The 18182-nt window shown below is 60.0% G+C and carries 12 protein-coding genes; 7 read left to right on the forward strand and 5 right to left on the reverse strand.

Annotated elements, in window-relative coordinates; all coding sequences use genetic code 11:
- Window positions 1-153 precede the first annotated feature (153 nt).
- From FHL16_RS04780 to glnA, 3 genes are all read right to left on the reverse strand, one after another.
- Window positions 154-774, reverse strand: a complete 621-nt coding sequence (locus FHL16_RS04780) for a DUF4124 domain-containing protein (protein ID WP_077747590.1) — start codon at window positions 772-774, stop codon at window positions 154-156.
- Window positions 771-1280, reverse strand: a complete 510-nt coding sequence (locus FHL16_RS04785; RefSeq protein ID WP_077747591.1) for a DUF4124 domain-containing protein — start codon at window positions 1278-1280, stop codon at window positions 771-773. The genes FHL16_RS04780 and FHL16_RS04785 overlap by 4 nt, the downstream gene beginning before the upstream one ends.
- A 303-nt stretch (window positions 1281-1583) precedes the next feature.
- Entirely contained in the window at window positions 1584-2990 is a 1407-nt protein-coding gene (gene glnA / locus FHL16_RS04790; RefSeq protein ID WP_010464555.1) for a glutamate--ammonia ligase, read from the reverse strand.
- A gap of 330 nt (window positions 2991-3320) precedes the next feature.
- Here glnA and thiI point away from each other — a divergent pair, with 330 nt between their 5' ends.
- Window positions 3321-4775, forward strand: coding sequence for a tRNA uracil 4-sulfurtransferase ThiI (gene thiI, locus FHL16_RS04800; RefSeq protein ID WP_077747593.1), 1455 nt, complete (start codon window positions 3321-3323; stop codon window positions 4773-4775).
- 139 nt (window positions 4776-4914) lie between these two features.
- Window positions 4915-6735, forward strand: coding sequence for a translational GTPase TypA (gene typA, locus FHL16_RS04805; protein ID WP_010464551.1), 1821 nt, complete (start codon window positions 4915-4917; stop codon window positions 6733-6735).
- A 209-nt stretch (window positions 6736-6944) separates the two neighbouring features.
- Here typA and FHL16_RS04810 read toward each other — a convergent pair whose 3' ends face one another.
- Window positions 6945-7385, reverse strand: a complete 441-nt coding sequence (locus tag FHL16_RS04810; RefSeq protein ID WP_102593477.1) for a YkgJ family cysteine cluster protein — start codon at window positions 7383-7385, stop codon at window positions 6945-6947.
- Between the two features lie 259 nt (window positions 7386-7644).
- On the opposite strand from FHL16_RS04810, the gene FHL16_RS04815 reads away from it, so the two are divergent.
- The 5 genes from FHL16_RS04815 to FHL16_RS04835 all read left to right on the forward strand — a co-directional run bounded on the left by FHL16_RS04815 (window position 7645) and on the right by FHL16_RS04835 (window position 17225).
- The gene (locus FHL16_RS04815; protein WP_077747594.1) at window positions 7645-10095 is read left to right on the forward strand and encodes a glycogen/starch/alpha-glucan phosphorylase; all 2451 of its coding nucleotides are present in this window, start codon (window positions 7645-7647) and stop codon (window positions 10093-10095) included.
- A 271-nt stretch (window positions 10096-10366) separates the two neighbouring features.
- Window positions 10367-13966, forward strand: a complete 3600-nt coding sequence (locus tag FHL16_RS04820) for a DUF2339 domain-containing protein (protein WP_077747595.1) — start codon at window positions 10367-10369, stop codon at window positions 13964-13966.
- Complete coding sequence (locus tag FHL16_RS04825) at window positions 13963-15336, forward strand: DUF3999 domain-containing protein (protein ID WP_077747596.1); 1374 nt, start codon at window positions 13963-13965, stop codon at window positions 15334-15336. Before FHL16_RS04820 ends, FHL16_RS04825 begins: the two co-directional genes overlap by 4 nt.
- Before the next feature lie 272 nt (window positions 15337-15608).
- Window positions 15609-16619, forward strand: coding sequence for a class 1 fructose-bisphosphatase (locus tag FHL16_RS04830; RefSeq protein ID WP_010464542.1), 1011 nt, complete (start codon window positions 15609-15611; stop codon window positions 16617-16619).
- 3 nt (window positions 16620-16622) lie between these two features.
- Window positions 16623-17225, forward strand: coding sequence for a DUF924 family protein (locus FHL16_RS04835; protein ID WP_077747597.1), 603 nt, complete (start codon window positions 16623-16625; stop codon window positions 17223-17225).
- Window positions 17226-17341: 116 nt separating this feature from the next.
- Here FHL16_RS04835 and FHL16_RS34900 read toward each other — a convergent pair whose 3' ends face one another.
- Complete coding sequence (locus FHL16_RS34900) at window positions 17342-18106, reverse strand: methyl-accepting chemotaxis protein (protein WP_370655188.1); 765 nt, start codon at window positions 18104-18106, stop codon at window positions 17342-17344.
- Window positions 18107-18182: the final 76 nt, after the last annotated feature.

The following is an 18182-nucleotide window of genomic DNA, read 5'->3' on the forward strand; positions in this document are numbered from 1 at the left end:
CCGAAAAGAAGCGTTTAAAGCCTGAAACGGGCGTTTGACGCTCGTTTGCGTGGCGTTCTGCCAGCTTTTGCGGGTACTTTCGAACCAAAATGGGTTGAGATGTGGGTACGGTGCACCCTATTGCACCAATATAGTGCGCAAAGCTGAGCGGCGTTAGAAGAAACGCAGGAAGGGATTTTTTTCTTCTTCGGGTTTGTCTTTGAGCGGACATTCCGGCCGTTGGCCATAGTCGGTGAGAGCGCAAGGTTTGACTTTGCGCTTCTGTGCGAGGGAGATGCGCAGCATCTGGAAGGGTTGATTGGCCGTGCGTTCGACGGTGCGACCCTGTTCGTCGAGGATTTCCACGGACAGGTTGTGGCGGCCGCGGTCGATGTTGCTCAGGGCAAACACCGGACTGAGGCCCGGCTCGGCGGTGGGTTGGCCGTCGAGCAGCAATCGGTAGCGGTGCCCTCGTTGCAGGCCTGGTTCATTGGTGACACTGACGATCAGCTCACCGGCATTGCTACGGACCGTAGCGTCCGGTTCCGGGACCAGCACGCGGAGCATGTCGTAGTGGAACAAGGGTTTGTCTTCGGTTTTTTGCGTAGCGGTCACCGGCGCGGCCCCGCTGGGGTTGGCAGACATGCGATTGCTCGTCGCCAGCGGCACACGCTTGGCGTTGCCTGAGCCTGGCTGGTCGGTGTAGACCCGGTTGCCCTGGGCGTCGACGTAAGTGAACACCTCGGCCGTGACCGGCAGCGCGATCAGGCAGGCGATCAGCAGCCACATCCTCATCGCTTGTGCACCCGTTGCACGGTAAATGTCTGCGTCGGGCTTTGCTGGATGATGTGCTCGCCATCGATCACCTGCACCGCCAGGCTGTGTTCGCCACGATCGATGTTCACCAGTTGCAGGATCGGCACGTTGCTCGATTGCCCATAGGGTTGGCCATCAAGCAACAACCTGAGCAGATGCGGCGCTTGCAGGCGCGGTTTGATCAGGACGCTGACTGTGAACGTGCCGTTGTTGGCGCGCAGGGCTTCGTCGGTGGGCAAACCGGTCAACTCCAGCACCTCATAGGCGCTGCGCGGCGGCTCGCGGTTGCTGGCTTCGGCAGCGGGTGCGGGAGGTGCCTGAGGCGCAACGCTGTTGAGCGGTGGCAACTCGACCGGCTGCGCCTTGACGCCATCGGGTGGCTGATTGCTGTAGGCGGTGTTGCCGGAGGCGTCAGTGTACTTATAGATCTGCGCTGCGGCGGGCAGGGCGATCAGCAGCCACATCAGAAGAAAACCACGACCCATAAAATCGACCAGAAACAAAAGCGTTGGGGTGCAGCATAGGTCAGGGGTGGCGGTTGACCCAATTCAAAAACATCCGGGCATGATTTACAGGGATCTCCCAAACGCAACAAAACCCTGTGGGAGTGAGCCTGCTCGCGATAACGGTGGATCAGCCAGCATCAATATTGAATGAAAAAATGCCATCGCCGGGAAGCCGGTCTCACTCCCACAGGGTTTTTCAGCGCTTGTTGAATCGCGGGCATAAAAAAGACCTCCCGAAGGAGGCCTCTTTTTTGTCACGCCGCTTGCGCAGGCGCTACCGGATCAGCAGCTGTAGTACAGCTCATATTCCAGTGGGTGTACGAAGGTGCGGACCTTGATTTCTTCTTCGCTTTTCAGAGCGATGTAAGCGTCGATGAAGTCATCGGAGAACACGCCGCCTTTGGTCAGGAACGCGCGACCTTTGTCCAGCTCTTCCAGGGCTTCTTTCAGGCTGCCGCAAACTTGTGGGATCTCTTTCGCCTCTTCAGGCGGCAGGTCGTACAGGTTTTTGTCAGCTGCGTCGCCAGGGTGGATCTTGTTCTGGATGCCGTCCAGGCCAGCCATCAACAGTGCAGCGAAGCCCAGGTACGGGTTGGCTGCTGGATCCGGGAAGCGGGCTTCGATACGGCGAGCGCGAGGGCTGGACACGTAAGGAATACGGATCGAAGCGGAACGGTTACGAGCCGAGTAGGCCAGCATTACCGGCGCTTCGAAACCTGGGACCAGACGCTTGTAGGAGTTGGTCGACGGGTTGGTGAAGCCGTTCAGGGCCTTACCGTGCTTGATGATGCCGCCGATGAAGTACAGGGCGGTGTCGGACAGGCCGGCATAGCCTTCGCCAGCGAAGGTGTTCTTGCCATCTTTGGCGATGGACAGGTGAACGTGCATACCCGAACCGTTATCGCCGTACAGCGGCTTAGGCATGAAGGTCGCGGTGCGGCCGTAGGCATCAGCCACGTTGTGTACGCAGTACTTCAGGGTCTGAACTTCGTCAGCCTTGGCCACCAGGGTGTTGAACTTCACACCGATTTCGTTCTGGCCGGCAGTGGCCACTTCGTGGTGGTGAACTTCGATAACCAGGCCCATCTCTTCCATGGCGTTGCACATGGAGGTACGGATTTCATGGTCGTGGTCGAACGGCGGAACCGGGAAGTAGCCGCCTTTGACGCCTGGACGGTGGCCTTTGTTGCCGCCTTCCACGTCCTGGTCGGACATCCACGAACCTTGTTCGGAGTAGATCTTGAACATCGAACCGGAGATGTCGGACTTGAACTTCACTTCGTCGAAGATGAAGAATTCTGGCTCTGGACCTACGAATACGGTGTCGCCGATACCGGTCGACTTCAGGTATTCCTCGGCACGCTTGGCGATCGCACGTGGGTCACGGTCGTAGCCTTGCATGGTCGAAGGCTCGATCACGTCGCAAACCAGGATCAGGGTCGGCTCTTCGGTGAACGGGTCGAGAACGGCAGTGGAGTCGTCCGGCATCAGGATCATGTCGGAAGCTTCGATGCCTTTCCAGCCAGCGATGGAGGAACCGTCGAACATTTTGCCTTCTTCGAAGAAAGCTTCATCCAGCGCGTCGCGAGCCGGCATGGTCACGTGGTGCTGAGTGCCTTTGGTGTCCGTGAAGCGCAGATCAATCCACTTGACGTCATGATCTTTGATGAGTTGAACCGACTTCGACATAGTGTCCTCCGGGTGGCTTCGGGCTTAGTAGTGGATGCCCTTAGAATGTGGGTGATGCCGGCGCGAATACTCTGCCAAGGCAACCTGCCTCACAAGGGAGCAAATTGCATGCCAGTGCCCCAGCATGGGTTTTTTGCCCCAATATCACGCTTATAAAGGCACAAAGCGTCTGTAAGCGGAAAATCTCGCCCTACAATGTAGCGTTAAAATCATCAAATGACCTGTTTTGGTGCGCGCAAAACCTTCTGCACATTAACTGGTTAAACCTTGAGCAATTTCCGCTATAATCCGCGCCCCCCTTTTTCGGCTGGGCCTGCGCGCGCTGTTTTCATGAAATTAATCGTAAAAGTCTTCCCCGAGATCACCATCAAGAGCCGCCCGGTACGGATGCGTTTCATCCGCCAGTTGGCCAAAAACATCCGTACCGTGCTCCGCGATCTGGACCCGGCTGTGGTGGTGAACGGTGTGTGGGACAATCTCGAGCTGGAAACCCGCGTCAGCGAGCCCAAGGCCCTGAAGGAGATGACCGAGCGCCTGAGCTGCATGCCGGGCATCGCGCATTTCCTGCAAGTCGATGAATACCCGCTGGGCGACTTCGACGACATCGTCGCCAAGTGCAAGCAGCACTTCGGTGATGCGCTGGCCGGGAAGATCTTTTCGGTGCGCTGCAAGCGTGCCGGCAAGCACGAATTCAGTTCGATGGACGTCGAGAAATACGTCGGCAGCCAACTGCGTCGTCAGTGCGGCGCCGCGGGAATCTCGCTGAAAGAGCCGGAAATCGAAGTCCGCATCGAAATTCGCGACAAACGGTTGTTCGTGATCCACAGCCAGCACAACAGCATCGGCGGTTATCCGCTGGGCGCCCTGGAACAGACGCTTGTGTTGATGTCGGGTGGGTTCGATTCCACGGTGGCTGCGTACCAGATCATGCGCCGCGGCCTGATGAGCCATTTCTGCTTCTTTAATCTGGGCGGGCGGGCCCATGAACTGGGCGTCATGGAAGTCGCGCACTTCATCTGGAAGAAGTACGGCAGCTCCCAACGCGTGTTATTTGTGAGTGTGCCATTCGAGGAAGTACTGGGAGAAATTCTCGGGAAAGTCGATAACAGTCATATGGGTGTAGTTTTGAAGCGTATGATGTTGCGCGCTGCTTCCCGTATTGCCGATCGGCTGGACATCGAAGCGCTGGTTACCGGCGAGGCGATTTCCCAGGTGTCGAGCCAGACACTGCCGAACCTGTCCGTGATCGACTGCGTGACCGACAAGCTGGTCTTGCGTCCGCTGATCGCCAGTCACAAGCAGGACATCATCGACCTGGCCAACGAAATCGGTACTGCCGACTTCGCCAAGCACATGCCGGAATATTGCGGGGTCATCTCGGTGAACCCCAAGACCCACGCCAAGCGTCCGCGCGTGGAGTACGAAGAACAACAGTTCGACATGGCAGTACTTGAGCGTGCGCTCGAGAACGCCAAACTGGTGCCGATCGATCGCGTGATCGACGAATTGGGCCAGGACTTGCAGATCGAAGAAGTCAGCGAAGCGTTGGCTGGTCAGATCGTCATCGACATCCGTCACCCGGATGCCGCTGAAGACGACCCGCTGGGCCTTGCTGGCATTGAGGTACAAACGATGCCGTTTTATGCATTGAACGCTCGTTTCAAGGAACTGGACCCTACTCGCCAGTACCTGCTGTATTGCGACAAAGGCGTGATGAGTCGCCTGCATGCCCACCATTTGCTCAGTGAGGGGCATGCCAATGTGCGCGTTTATCGACCGAGCTAAGTGCCCGGGGCTGTTTGCCTGTGGCCTGCGTCACCGGCCCCCCGACGCCGCCGTCAAGCTGTAACGGCTTTGCCGGACTCTACTGTTAATCGCTGCCAAGACTTGTCAGCACACCGAATCCTCTGATCGAGATACACAAGTGATCGAAAATCTACGCAACATCGCCATCATTGCTCACGTTGACCATGGTAAGACCACCCTGGTAGACAAACTCTTGCGTCAATCCGGCACCCTGGAGCGCAACGAGCTCAACGACGAGCGCGTGATGGACTCCAACGACCAGGAGAAAGAACGCGGTATTACCATTCTGGCGAAAAACACCGCCATCAACTGGAACGGCTACCACATCAACATCGTGGACACCCCGGGCCACGCCGACTTCGGCGGCGAAGTTGAACGCGTAATGTCGATGGTTGACTCCGTTCTGCTGCTGGTTGACGCTCAAGACGGCCCTATGCCGCAAACCCGTTTCGTGACCAAGAAGGCTTTCGAAGCCGGCCTGCGTCCAATCGTGGTGATCAACAAGGTTGACCGTCCAGGCGCACGTCCGGACTGGGTTCTGGACCAGATCTTCGACCTGTTCGACAACCTCGGTGCTACCGAAGAACAGCTGGACTTCAAAGTCGTCTACGCCTCGGCCCTGAACGGCATTGCCGGTCTGGAACACACCGACATGGCTGAAGACATGACCCCGCTGTACCAGTCGATCGTCGACAACGTACCTGCGCCGAAAGTCGACCGTGAAGGTCCGTTCCAGATGCAGATCTCCGCTCTGGACTACAACAGCTTCCTGGGTGTTATCGGCGTTGGCCGTATCGCTCGTGGCCGCATCAAGCCGAACACTCCGGTTGTTGCTATCGACGCCGACGGCAAGAAGCGTAACGGTCGTATCCTGAAGCTGATGGGGCACCACGGTCTGCACCGTATCGACGTTGAAGAAGCAGCTGCCGGCGACATCGTCTGCATCAGCGGCTTCGACCAGCTGTTCATCTCCGACACTCTGTGCGACCCACTGAACGTCGAAGCGATGAAGCCGCTGACCGTTGACGAACCAACCGTTTCCATGACCTTCCAGGTAAACGACTCGCCTTTCTGCGGTAAAGAAGGCAAGTTCGTGACGTCCCGTAACATCAAGGAACGTCTGGACAAAGAACTGCTCTACAACGTTGCCCTGCGCGTTGAAGAAGGCGACACCGCCGACAAGTTCAAAGTCTCCGGCCGTGGTGAGCTGCACCTCTCGGTACTGATCGAAACCATGCGTCGCGAAGGCTTCGAAATGGGTGTTGGTCGTCCGGAAGTGATCATCCGCATGGTTGACGGCGTGAAGCACGAACCGTACGAAAACGTGACCATCGACCTGCCAGAAGAATCGCAAGGTTCGATCATGGAACAGATCGGTATCCGTAAAGGCGACCTGACCAACATGGTTCCGGATGGCAAGGGCCGTGTGCGCCTTGAGTACAACATCCCGGCTCGTGGCCTGATCGGTTTCCGTAACGAGTTCCTGACCCTGACCTCCGGTGCAGGCATCCTGACCTCGATCTTCGACCGTTACGACGTGATGAAGTCCGGCGACATGTCCGGCCGTCAAAACGGCGTGCTGGTTTCGGTTGCTACCGGTAAGGCTCTGACTTACTCGCTGGAAACCCTGCAAGCTCGCGGCAAACTGTTCCTGGGTCACGGTGAAGACGTGTACGAAGGTCAAATCGTCGGCATCAACAGCCGCGACAACGACCTGGGCGTCAACCCAACCAAAGGCAAGAAGCTCGACAACATGCGTGCCTCGGGTAAAGACGAAACCATCGCTCTGGTTCCGCCTATCCGTTTCACCCTGGAACAAGCTCTGGAATTCGTTCAAGAAGACGAATTGTGCGAAGTCACTCCTAAGTCCATCCGTCTTCGCAAGAAGATCCTGGGCGAAAGCGAGCGTACCCGCGCTGCCAAGAAAGCCGGTAACTGAGTCTCGACTTAGTTAGCTGCTAAAAAAACGCCCCCGACCGCAAGGTCGGGGGCGTTTTTGTTTGTCTGGGGTTTGTGCGGTGTCAGTTCGGGTCCCTTCGCGGGCAAGCCTCGCTCCTACGGGTTTTGCACGCGTCACAAGAACGGCGCATGACCTGTAGGAGCGAGGCTCGCCCGCGAAGGCGATCTATCCGGCAGCGTGATTGCGGATCAGAACTTCTCAAGCGTCCTACGGCTGGCGCTGCTCTCGCGCACCACTTCTTTAGGCTTGTATGCGCAATACCCCGGCCGTGGCCCGATTTTCGGGTGATTGCGGCAAGTGTCCGGGCGCTTTTCATAAATAGTGCACAGACGGCTCTTACGATCCAGGTACAGGCAATCGTTGTTGCTCATGCGCTGGAGGGTGAAGATCTCGGACTTCTGGTTGTAACGCTCGACGATCCCTTCCTTCTGCAAGCGCTTGGCAATGTTCTTTGGCGGCTCGCCGCGCTCGAACTCGTCGACGATGCCGATGCGGATCAGGTCCTTGATCTTGACCTCGACCGGCAGCGTGCAGCAGCTGGATACACACGAGCCGCACATCGGTGCAGAATATTTGGCCCAGGTATCGAGGCGATCGATCTCCGCAGCGGCGATCAGGTTGGACTTCATCATCGGTTGTTACCAGCGTGTGCATCAGGGCGCGCGATCATACCGGGACTGGTGGATTTTTGAACAACCTTTCGCCAGATTTTTTCTCCTTCGCTCAAATAACACCGTTAATCCGGCACGGCCCCTGCATTGATTGAGGCACATGACAATGTAATGCCGCCCTATCTCGCACTATCAGGAAAAACTGCCGAACCAGAGTCCCAACGGCCTGTCAGACCGTCTAGGCTCAACAACTCCACGCTCGCTCGAGGTCCTATCGATGACTCAAGAACCACTTGTTCGCGAAGCAGAGGTGGCCGCATTTCGCGATGCCGTCTTGACCAAACTCACCTACGCGGTGGGCAAAGACCCGGATCACGCCTTCGACCACGACTGGTTCGAAGCCATTGCGTTGGCAGCGCGCGATCACATGGTCGAGCACTGGATGGATCACACCCGGCAGATCTACCGCAAAGGTCAGAAACGGGTTTACTACCTCTCCCTGGAATTTCTCATCGGCCGGCTGCTCTACGACAGCCTGAGCAACCTTGGCCTGCTCGACGTCGCCCGCGAAGCGCTGACCGAACTCGGCGTCGACCTGGAACGTATCCGCCTGCTGGAGCCCGACGCGGCGCTGGGCAACGGCGGCCTCGGTCGTCTGGCAGCGTGCTTCATGGAAAGCATGTCGACCCTCGGCATCGCTGGCCACGGCTACGGTATTCGTTATGAACACGGCTTGTTCCGCCAGGCCATCGTTGACGGCTGGCAGCAGGAGCAAACCGAACACTGGCTGGACTTCGGCAACCCGTGGGAATTTGAACGGCCTGAAGTCGTGTACCCGATCGGCTTCGGCGGCAGTGTCGAAACCGTCACCGATGAAAACGGCAAGTCCAAGCAAGTCTGGTCCCCGGCGGAAACCGTGCGGGCCATTGCCTACGACACGCCGGTGGTCGGCTGGCGCGGGGCGAGCGTCAATACGCTGCGCCTGTGGCGTGCCCGCGCCATGGAAGATTTGCACCTGGAGCGCTTCAACGCCGGTGACCACTTGGGCGCTGTGGCCGAAGTCGCCCGGGCGGAAAGCATCTCCCGCGTGCTCTACCCGGCGGACAGCACCGAAGCCGGTCAGGAGCTGCGCCTGCGCCAGGAATACTTCTTTGTCGCCGCGTCCTTGCAGGACTTGCTGCGCCGCCATCGCAACATGCACACCTCGGTCCTGACCCTGGGCGACCACGCGGCGATCCAGCTCAACGACACGCACCCGTCAATCGCCGTGGCCGAACTGATGCGTCAGCTCGTCGACGTCTACGACGTGGCGTGGGATGCCGCATGGCAGGTCACCGTCGACACGCTCTCGTACACCAACCACACGCTGTTGCCGGAGGCGCTGGAAACCTGGCCGGTCGGTTTGATGGAGCGGATGCTGCCGCGGCACATGCAGATCATTTACCAGATCAACGCCCAGCACATTGACTCGTTGCGCGCCAAAGGCATTCACGACTTCGACGTGCTGCGCGCGGTGTCGCTGATCGAGGAAGACAACGGCCGCCGAGTGCGCATGGGCAACCTGGCGTTCCTCGGATCCCACAGCGTCAACGGTGTGTCCGCGCTGCACACGCAACTGATGCGCAAAACCGTGTTCTCCGAACTGCACAAGCTCTATCCGGAGCGGATCAACAACAAGACCAACGGCATCACCTTCCGCCGCTGGCTCTACCAGGCCAACCCCGAGCTGACGTCGATGATGGTCGACGCCCTCGGCCCGGACCTGTTGGACAACGCTGAAGCACGCCTGAAGGAACTGGAGCCGTTTGCCGAGAAAGCTGCGTTCCGCAAAGCCTTCGCCGAGCAGCGGCTGCACAGCAAAAAAGCCCTGGCGTACCTGATTCATGAACGACTGGGGATCGCGGTCAACCCGGCGGCCATGTTCGACGTGCAGGTCAAGCGGATCCACGAATACAAACGCCAGTTACTCAACCTGATGCACACCGTGGCGTTGTACCAGGCGATTCGCGCCGAGCCGGAAATCGACTGGGTGCCGCGGGTGAAGATCTTCGCCGGCAAGGCGGCGGCCAGTTATCACCAGGCCAAGCTGATCATCAAGTTGACCAACGACATCGCCCGGGTGGTGAATAACGACCCGACGGTGCGCGGACTGCTCAAAGTGGTGTTCCTGCCCAACTACAACGTCAGCCTGGCGGAAAGCATCATTCCGGCGGCGGATTTGTCGGAGCAGATTTCCACCGCGGGCTTTGAAGCCTCGGGCACCAGCAACATGAAGTTCGGCCTCAACGGTGCGCTGACCATCGGCACCCTCGATGGCGCCAACGTCGAAATGTGCGAGTTCATCGGCCCCGAGCACATGTTCATCTTCGGTCTCAGTGCCCAGCAGGTTGAGGCACGCAAGCAGAACCATGAGTTCAATGCGACGCCGGATATTGCCGCATCACACCGTTTGAATGACGTGCTGCAAGCGATTCGCGGCGGGGTGTTCTCGCCGGATGATCCGGCCCGTTACACCGGGTTGATCGACTCGCTGATCGATTACGACCGCTTCCTGGTCTGCGCCGATTTCGATTCCTATTGGGACGCGCAGATGCGCGTGGAAGCCCATTGGCATGATTCGCAAGCCTGGTGGCGTTCGGCGGTGTTGAATACTTCCCGGATGGGCTGGTTCTCGTCCGACCGGACCATTCGCGAGTACGCCACGGATATCTGGAAGGCATTGGAGTAACTTTTAGCAATAATTGCGAGCAAGGCCCGGCGGTTGTTGGGCCTGATCGATATACTAAGCCCCAGTTTCACCGGGCAGCAGGCACTGGCAATCCATTGTGGGAGCGAGCCTGCTCGCGAAAGCGGTCTGACATTCAACGTCAATGCTGAATGTCATGGCCCCTTCGCGAGCAGGCTCGCTCCCACAGGTTTGTGCGGTTTCACACTAGACTCAGCCAGAGACTGCTTCACCCGGATTCGCCCCGCAGCGGGGCCGCTTAGGGATATCGACCATGCAATGGATGTTCATGCTGATTGGGCTGGTGCTGGGTTGGATACTCGATGAGTCATTCAGCGATGCGCTATTGGGTGCGCTGCTCGGGTTGGGAATAGGGCAGGCCATTCGTATCGGCCGCCTGGATTTAGAAGCGACCGAGCAGCGTCGTCTGCTGGAGCAGGCGCAGGTTGCGCTCAATGGCGTGCAGCAACGCCTGGCATTGTTGGAGGTGCCGGGCGTCACAACGCCTGAAACCGGCGAGCCGGTTGCCAGCGAAGCCGCTCCGTCGCCTGAATTCACCCTCGATGACATTCCTGTCGAAACCCCCGAGCTGATCTGGGATCTTCCGCCCGAACTCGAGCCGATGAGCGCAACGCCGGCGCAAACCAGCCGTCCGCTGCCCGACGATGTCTGGAAACCCGAGCCTGTTACCCGCGAACCGCAACAACCCGCCGTCCCGCGTGGCCCGAACTTCATCGAGCGGGCCATCAGCGGCGCTCGCAACTGGCTGTTCGGCGGCAACACCGTTCTGCGGGTCGGCGTGGTGCTGTTGTTCCTCGGTCTGGCGTTCTTGCTGCGGTATGCCACCGAAGGCATGGTGGTGCCGATCGAACTGCGTTACGCCGGGGTTGCGGCCGCTGCGTTGGGCCTGCTTGGTCTGGGTTGGTGGCTCAGGACACGCAACAGCAATTACGCGCTGATGCTGCAAGGCACTGGCATCGCCGTGTTGTACCTGACGGTGTTTGCCGCGATGCGCCTGCACCCGTTGCTCGATCCAAGCGCCGCCCTGGGCCTGCTGGTCGCGGTCACGGTGTTCTCGGCGATTCTCGCCATCACCCAGGATGCGTTGGGCCTGGCCGCGGCCGCTGCACTCGGCGGCTTCGCGGCACCGATCCTGACTTCCACCGGCGCCGGCAACCACGTCGCGCTGTTCAGCTACTTCGCCTTGCTCAACGCCGGCATCCTCGCCATCGCCTGGTTCAAGGCCTGGCGACTGCTGAACCTGATCGGTTTCGTCGGCACCTTCGGCATCGGTTTCGCCTGGGGCCTGCGCTCCTACACACCGGAATTGCTGTGGAGCACTGAACCGTTTCTGGTGCTGTTCTTCCTGATGTACCTGGCCATCGGTCTGCTGTTTGCCCGGCGCAAGTTGCTGGAGATGAGCGACGCCCCCGAGGACGATAGCCGTGAGGCGCTGCTGCGCTGGTCGGCGCGCAAGGGCGATTACGTCGACGGCACGATGCTGTTCGGCCCGCCGCTGGTGGGCTTCGGATTGCAGTTCGCGCTGGTTCAGCATTTGGAATTTGCCGCAGCGTTCAGTGCCTTGGCCTTGGGCATGATCTACATGGGCCTGGCGCGTTTCCTGATGGGCGGCCGCGCATTGCTGCTCGCGGAAACCTGTTTGGCGCTGGGCGTGATCTTCGCCAGCCTGGCGATTCCGCTGGGGCTCGACGCGCGCTGGACGGCTGCCGCTTGGGCGGTCGAGGGCGCGGGCATTTTCTGGCTCGGCCTGCGTCAGCAACGACCGCTGGCTCGTGCGTTTGCCTTGCTGCTGCAACTGGGCTCGGCCATCGCGTTTGTCAGCGAATTGCGCATCGGCGACGGCAGTTTGCTCGACGGCGCTCCGCTGGGCGCGTTGATGCTCGGCGTGGCGTTGTTGTTCAGCTTCTATCAATTGCGCAAAGCCCTGCCCGAACAGACATCGGAATGGGAGCGCAAAGGGCGGCCGGTGTTGGCTTGCCTGGGCCTGACCTTCCTCTATCTGTTGGCGCCATTGTTCTTCCTGACCCACGGCACCGCGATCAGTTGGGCGCTGGCGGGGTTGGCGACGTTGTTTGTCGGTCTGCGTCTGCAATCACGCACGTTCCTGTTCACCGCGTTTGCTGTGCAATTGCTTGGCGGTGCGTTGTTCCTGCTGCGCTTGCAAGGTTCCAGCGGTGAGTCTGGCGCCGTGTTCAGCGCGGGTTGGAGCGGTTTGCTCAGCGCGTCTTTGATCGGCCTCGCGCTGATCGCCGGCATGTTGCTCGCCGCGCGTGATGAGATGGTGCGCAGCGATGTCCGGCTACTGCGCGGCTTGTCGGTGGTGTTGCTGGCGGGTCTGGTGCTGATCAACCTGGCGGTGCTGTTCGTGCTGCCCTGGCAGACCGCGAGTGCGGTGTGGGCGGCCAGTGGCTTGTTCATCATTTGGCTGAGCCTGTACCTCAAGCAGCGCGTGAGTTTTGTCTTCGGTTTGCTTTTGCAGTTGATTGGCGGCGCGGCGTTCCTGTTCGCGGGGCCGGACCTGCTCGGGCCGCTGGCCAGCGAAGGGTTGAAACCTCTGGCCCACAGCGGTTTCTGGACGCCGCTGGTGTTGGGCCTGGCCGCGATGGTCGGAGCGTGGCGCTTGCAACTTGGCAACCATGCCTCGGCGTTTGATGTGCTGAGCTTGCAGCGTTTGTCCGAAGTGCTGCTGGTGTGGGGCGCAGGCTGGTGGGCGCTGGCGTGGATCAGCGAAGTGCTGCGTTTTGCACCGCTGAATCTGCAAGCAACCTTGTTGCTGGCGGTTGCCGCCTTGAGCGTGGCGCTGTGGGCGGTGTTGGCGCTGCGCTTGAATTGGTCGTCGCTGGGCCTGCTTTGCACCTTGCTGATGCCCGCTGCCGGTCTGGTACTGCTCGCCGCGTGGCACTCGCGTTATCACCCGGCAGCCAATTTCGGTTGGCTGGTGTGGGCGGCCGTGTTCGTCGTGCATTTCATCTCCCTGCGACGTCTGGCGCCGATGTTGCCGGCGCGTGCCCTGAGCACCGCTCATGTGCTCGGCTGCTGGCTGTTGATCGGTGTGCTGGCCTTGGAGCTGCGTTACGGTTTGCTGCTGTTGTCCGAGCAGTACAACGCCTGGCGCTGGCTGGGTTGGGCGATCCTGCCGAGTCTGTATCTGGTGCTGATGGCGGCGCCACGCAATGGGCCTTGGCCTGTTTCGGCGTATCCACGCGAGTACCGTTTTTATGCGGCGGCACCGTTGGCGCTGCTGATGCTCGGCTGGTTCTGGCTGGCGAATATCGTCAGCGACGGCACGGCCGAGCCGCTGCCCTATGTGCCGCTGGTCAATCCGTTGGAGTTGGGTCTGCTGTTTGCGCTGTTCGGCGTCTACGTCTGGTCCCGCAGCGCCGTGACGCAACTGGCGATTCGCAAAGATTACATAGAGCACGCCACGCAACTGATCGCCGGGGTCTGGCTGTTCGCGTTCTTCACCGCACTGGTGATGCGCACCGCGCACCATTGGGGCGGTGTGCCGTTCGAGCTCGATGCGTTGCTTGAATCGATGCTGGTGCAGGCGGGGCTGTCTATTGTCTGGACCCTGATGGCGCTGAGCCTGATGATCGGCGGCCATCTGCGTCATCGCCGTGAAGTCTGGCTGATCGGCGCCGCGCTGATTGGCGTGGTGGTGGCCAAACTGTTCTTTGTCGAACTGAGTAACCGTGGCGGCCTTGCGCGGATTGTGTCGTTTATCGGCGTCGGCGTGTTGCTGCTGGTGGTGGGCTATTTCGCGCCGCTGCCGCCCAAGCGCGCCGAGGCTGCGCGCCAAGGCGGAGCCGACGCTGAAAGGCCGGCCCCTGAAACCGAAGGAGTGTCGTCTTGAGTCAGAAGTTGAACCTGGGCTGGTTGGGCGCTGTTGCGTTGGGTGTGGCGCTGTCCGCCAGCGCTCAGGAAAAACCGGCGGACTTTGCCACGCACGTGCCGTTGTCGGTGAGCGGCGAAGGGCCTTGGTATCGCATCGAATTGCCCTTGAGCGTGCAACTCAATGCGCGGCAAACGGACCTCAGCGATGTTCGCGTGTTCAACGCTGCCGGTGAGGCCCAGGCCTACGCCTTGGCTCGCGAGGCGGCGTCAACCCGGGAAAATCGCACGCTGACCGATGTGAAGTGGTTCCCGCTGTACACCTCGGCGGACGCCACGGAGCGTGCGCCGGGCATCCGCGTGCAATCGAACGCGAACGGCACGTTGGTCGAAGTGCAACCGTCCAGTCAGCTGGAGGCGGGCGAAGAAGTGCTGCGCGGCTGGTTGCTCGACGCCAGCGCCATCAAGGCGCCGTTGCAGCAGTTGATCCTCGACTGGACCAGCGAGCGCGATGGCTTTCAGCGTTTCACCATCGAGGCCAGCGACGACTTGCAGCATTGGCAGTCGTGGGGCGAAGGCCAGGTGGCGCGGCTGACGTTTGCCGATGAACGGGTCGAGCAGCATGAAGTCGGCTTGCCGGGGCTATCGGCGCGTTATCTGCGCCTGCTGTGGAATTCACCGCAATTGGCACCGACGCTGACGTCTGCGCAGCTGCAAAGCGCGAGTCCCCGCAGTCTGCCGCTGCCGTTGGTCTGGTCGCAGCCGCTGGCGGGCAGCAGCGTGAAGGCGGGTGAGTACACCTGGCAGTTGCCGATGGGGCTGAATGTCGAGCGGGTCCAGGTCGAGCTGAGTCAGCCCAACAGCCTGGCGCCGGTGACGTTGTCCGGTCGTCGCGAAAGCAGCCTGCCGTGGCAGCCGCTGACCAGCGGATTGCTCTATCGCCTGACCCAGAGTGGCCAGGACGTGGTGCAGAACGAATTGCAGCTGTCGGGGCAAACCGTGCAGCAGTTGAAGCTGGTCGTGGATGAGCGCGGCGGTGGCTTGGGTGCTGAAGCGCCGACGTTGAAGTTTGCTGTGCGCTCGACGCAATTGGTGTTCCTGGCACGTGGGGCGGGGCCTTATACGCTGGCGCTGGGGAGTGCGACGGTGAGGGCGGCGAACCTGCCGTTGTCGACGCTGATCCCGGATTACAGCGCGGCCAAGTGGGCGGCGCTGGGCAAGGCTTCGGTGGAGGGTGCGGCAGTGGTGAGCAACTCCTCCACGGTGACGGCGGCCGCGACAGCGGACACGGACTGGAAGAAGTTCGGGTTGTGGGGGGTGTTGCTGCTGAGCGTGCTGTTTCTCGCAGCGATGGCGTTCAGTTTGCTGCGCAAGCCCCCCGTTAAACCCTGAACCTGTGGCGAGGGAGCTTGCTCCCGTTCGACTGCGAAGCAGTCGTAACTTCTGCGGCTGCATGTTCTCGGACAAATGGCGGCGAATGCTTCAGGGGGCCGCTTCGCACCCCAACGGGAGCAAGCTCCCTCGCCGCCATAGAGTTCATTTACGGCTACGCTCAACCCCGCGCATGAACTCTATTGGGCGTATCACGTCTGATAGGAGGAAATGCGCCTCGACTCGCGTTAAACTGCGCGGGTTTTTAGCCCCCAATTCCACCGGAGCCTTCCATGTCCCGCGTTACCCTGAGTCGCTATTTGATTGAGCAGACCCGTAGCAACAACACCCCTGCCGATCTGCGTTTCCTGATCGAAGTGGTGGCGCGTGCTTGCAAGGAAATCAGCCACGCCGTATCCAAGGGCGCCCTGGGCGGCGTTCTGGGCAGCATGGGCACTGAAAACGTCCAAGGCGAAGTGCAGAAGAAGCTTGATGTGATGTCCAACGACATCCTGCTCGAAGCCAACGAATGGGGCGGTCACCTGGCCGGCATGGCATCCGAAGAAATGGATAATGCCTACCAGATCCCGGGCAAATACCCGAAAGGCGCGTACCTGCTGGTATTCGACCCACTGGATGGTTCGTCGAACATCGACATCAACGCGCCGGTCGGTACGATCTTCTCGGTGCTGCGTTGCCCGAACGAATACCTGACCCAGAACGAGCCTTTGAACGAAAAGGCCTTCCTGCAGCCAGGCACTCAGCAGGTTGCCGCCGGTTATGCGATTTACGGTCCACAGACCATGCTGGTGCTGACCCTGGGCAATGGCGTGAAGGGCTTTACCCTGGACCGTGAAATGGGCAGCTTCGTGCTGACCCATGAAGACATCACGATCCCTGAGTCCACGCAGGAATTTGCGATCAACTCGTCCAACAAGCGTCACTGGGAAGCGCCGGTACAACGTTATGTCGACGAATTGCTGGCTGGCGATGAAGGCCCGCTGAAAAAGAACTACAACATGCGCTGGGTCGCGGCGATGGTTGCCGACGTACACCGTATCCTGACCCGTGGCGGTCTGTTCATGTACCCACGCGACAACCGCGAGCCGTCCAAGCCGGGCAAACTGCGTCTGATGTACGAAGCCAACCCGATGTCGTTCCTGGTTGAGCAGGCTGGCGGCGCTTCCACCGATGGCCATCAGCGCATCCTCGACATCAAGCCTGAGGGCTTGCACCAGCGTGTTGCGGTGTTCCTCGGTTCGAAAGAAGAAGTCGAACGCGTCACGGCTTACCACAAGGAATAAACCATGACCGCGCCCTGGCAGCCGTTGCTCGAGTGGTGGTTCGGAACCTTCGAATCCCCCCAAGACATAGCGGCTGACAAGGGCAAGTTATGGTTCGGCAAGCGCGACAGCCAGGACCTCGAAGCGCAGACGCGTTTCGGGGACTGGGTCGAGCAGGCACTGGCCGGCGGATTGACTGAATGGGCGCAACGCCCCGAAGGTTGGCTGGCCTTGGTGCTGCTGCTCGATCAGCTCCCGCGAATGATCTTTCGCGACACCCCCAAATCCTTTTCAGGCGATCTCAGGGCTCAGGCACTGGTGGCGCAAGGCATTGCTGCGGATTTCGATCGGCAGTTGCGGCCGATTCAGCGGGTGTTTATCTACCTGGTGTTTGAACATTGCGAGAATCTGGCGGTGCAGAACGAGGCGGTTTCGCGGTACATCGATCTGGTTAAACAACAACCGGAGGGTGATCAGGCTTTGTTTACCGATTACCTGAATTACGCCGAAAAGCACCAGAAGGTGATTGCGCGGTTTGGGCGGTTTCCGCACAGGAATGCGGTGTTGGGAAGGGAGTCTACGGCTGAAGAGCTGGCGTTTCTTTCCGGGCCTGGTTCTCGCTTTTAGTTTTCTGCTGTAGCTGATGCCGCCATCGCCAGCAGGCTGGCTCCCACATTGGGTTTGTGTCGTTCACAATCCCCTGTGGGAGCCAGCCTGCTGGCGATGGGGCCAGTGAAAGCCGCTTAAATCCGGAAGCTGCCCACCAACTGCTTCAACCGTGCCGCCTGCTGCTCAAGGTCCGCACATGCACGCAATGTCGACTGCAAGTTCTCCACCCCTTCCTGGTTCAAGGTATTGATCTCGGTAATGTCGACATTGATCGACTCCACCACAGCGGTCTGCTCTTCAGTCGCGGTCGCCACGGACTGGTTCATTCCGTCGATCTCCCCAATACGCTGGGTCACGCTGCCCAGACGCTCACCGGCCTGGTTGGCGATGCCGACGCTGCTTTCGCTCTGGCGCTGGCTGTCGGTCATGGTGCTCACCGCTTCCCGGGCGCCGACTTGCAGTTCCTCGATCATCTTTTGCACTTGCTGCGCCGAATCCTGAGTGCGATGGGCGAGGTTGCGCACTTCGTCCGCAACCACGGCAAAACCACGTCCGGCTTCACCGGCGCGGGCAGCTTCGATGGCGGCGTTCAATGCCAGCAAATTGGTTTGCTGCGAGATGCTGGTGATCACTTCCAGAATCTGCCCGATGTTCACCGTGTTGCTGTTGAGCGTTTCGATGTTGCCGCACGAATCGCTGATCTTCGCCGAGAGCTGCTGCATCGCCGCGATGGTTTTATCCACCACTTGCTGACCTTCTTCGGCCAACGCGCGGGCATCGCTCGAATGCTGGGAGGCGAGGGCGGCGTTCTGGGCGATTTCCTGTGCAGCAGCGCCCAGTTCGTTGATCGCTGCAGCCACGCTGCTGGTGCGCGAGGCTTGCTGATCGGAATTGAACATTGACGAGTTCGACGCGGCAACCACACGCAAGGCGACTTCGTTGACCTGGCCGGTGGCCGAGGACACTTCGCGGATC

Source organism: Pseudomonas sp. FSL W5-0299 (assembly GCF_005930655.1).
Lineage (GTDB): Bacteria > Pseudomonadota > Gammaproteobacteria > Pseudomonadales > Pseudomonadaceae > Aquipseudomonas > Aquipseudomonas mandelii.

Bases quoted from the DNA above. Each gene is read 5' to 3' on its own strand.
- FHL16_RS04780 (WP_077747590.1), bottom strand. From the start codon at position 774: ATGAGGATGTGGCTGCTGATCGCCTGCCTGATCGCGCTGCCGGTCACG.
- thiI (WP_077747593.1), top strand. From the start codon at position 3,321: ATGAAATTAATCGTAAAAGTCTTCCCCGAGATCACCATCAAGAGCCGC.
- FHL16_RS34900 (WP_370655188.1), bottom strand. From the start codon at position 18,106: ATGTTCAATTCCGATCAGCAAGCCTCGCGCACCAGCAGCGTGGCTGCA.
- FHL16_RS04830 (WP_010464542.1), top strand. From the start codon at position 15,609: ATGTCCCGCGTTACCCTGAGTCGCTATTTGATTGAGCAGACCCGTAGC.
- FHL16_RS04820 (WP_077747595.1), top strand. From the start codon at position 10,367: ATGCAATGGATGTTCATGCTGATTGGGCTGGTGCTGGGTTGGATACTC.
- FHL16_RS04815 (WP_077747594.1), top strand. From the start codon at position 7,645: ATGACTCAAGAACCACTTGTTCGCGAAGCAGAGGTGGCCGCATTTCGC.
- FHL16_RS04835 (WP_077747597.1), top strand. From the start codon at position 16,623: ATGACCGCGCCCTGGCAGCCGTTGCTCGAGTGGTGGTTCGGAACCTTC.
- FHL16_RS04785 (WP_077747591.1), bottom strand. From the start codon at position 1,280: ATGGGTCGTGGTTTTCTTCTGATGTGGCTGCTGATCGCCCTGCCCGCC.
- glnA (WP_010464555.1), bottom strand. From the start codon at position 2,990: ATGTCGAAGTCGGTTCAACTCATCAAAGATCATGACGTCAAGTGGATT.
- FHL16_RS04810 (WP_102593477.1), bottom strand. From the start codon at position 7,385: ATGAAGTCCAACCTGATCGCCGCTGCGGAGATCGATCGCCTCGATACC.